This is a genomic window from Dechloromonas sp. H13 (assembly GCF_009469615.1).
In the GTDB taxonomy this organism is placed as follows: domain Bacteria; phylum Pseudomonadota; class Gammaproteobacteria; order Burkholderiales; family Rhodocyclaceae; genus Azonexus.
In genome coordinates this window covers 1-1,281 of record NZ_SSXX01000047.1, presented here as the reverse complement: position 1 = coordinate 1,281, position 1,281 = coordinate 1, and the positions used below count along the sequence as shown (strand labels likewise).

Here is a 1,281-nt window from a genome sequence, read left to right as displayed (position 1 = left end):
GTTTAACCGCAGGAAAATTTTGTTTTTTAGAGAAATTTTTAATTTTATTTTTTATATTTACGGATATAAGATCATTTTTTTCTGTAAAGGAAGAAACACCATTTTTTTCTGTACTTAAAGGTGATTTCCAAAGTAGTTTAATTTGTCCATTATCGGAATAATAAATGCTATTATCTTGAAAAAATAAGGTTGTATCTGTTATATTACTATCTACTAGATTTTGAAGTTCTTTTGCTAAAAATTGTGAAATACTTCCTGAATATTCTCCATTTGTATTTTTTTTGACGGTATAAATATATTTAATCGTATTATCAGCGTCTGAAAATACTGGAAAGAAAATAGAACTATTTGCCGTATTTTCTCCATCGAGCATTTTAAATGGCGAACCAAGAGTATAGTTAATATCAGTTTCGGTGTTATTTTCCATTAAAAGAATTGAAGTTATGGAGTGTTCAAAATCAGTTTTCGCAAAATTAATTGCTTGTTCTTCAATTGGTTGGGAGTTGATATTGAAATTAGAATTTTCTGAAGCATAGGTATTTGTAATTCCTATACTAAAAATTCCAATCATCAAGGAAAAGAGGAGACCTAGATAAATTTTCTTTTTGGGTTTCAAAATAATCACGTCTTTGTGTTAAATTTAAGTGGTATACACCTATAATTATATAATTAAAATATACAATATGCGATAACAAATTTTTGTTATAGTTCATAAAATATTGTTTTGGGAACATAATCGTTATTTATCGAGCTAGTTAACATAATGTCGACTATGCCAAGTAGCCCCTCTACCAATGGATAGAGACGCTCACTTTGTGATTTTTAATTGGTCTAGCTAGTTACTAGCTTCTAATGCTTGATTTTACGCGATTTCTCTTTTTTAGTTCTTTGTGCATTTTTATCTGTCATTTTTTAAAGACTTGTTATTTTTGAGAGGATTTGATATGCTTTTTTTGTCTTTCTCTAGTTCTTCACTTTGTAATATTTTTATGTTGATGAATAGGATAATCTCATTTTGGGCTGCTCGTGAGAGCAGTCTTTTTTTGTTTCAGGGTACGTCCTATTCTTTGGATTTCCGCGCTATTAAATAACCGATACTTGGGGATTGGGGTAGCGCCCCAAAATACAAAAAGAAGAAGTTGCATAAGCGGATTTTTCTTTTTTTTCGCAAGTTGGTACCAACTTGCAAATCTTGCTGGAAGACTGATCCCTAAAAAGAAATCGAGGAATTTTTTTAGGGATCGGTTTCTTTTTTTATCTTTTTAGAAAGTTTGTTGGGTC

Annotated in this window: 1 protein-coding gene; it reads right to left on the bottom strand. The window is 30.1% G+C overall.

Going from position 1 to position 1,281, the window contains the following annotated elements; translation table 11 throughout:
* Window positions 1–616, bottom strand: a 616-nt coding sequence (locus tag GH660_RS17760) for a staphopain proregion domain-containing protein (protein WP_368666125.1), incomplete at its 3' end; no start/stop codon positions are given.
* Window positions 617–1,281: the final 665 nt, after the last annotated feature.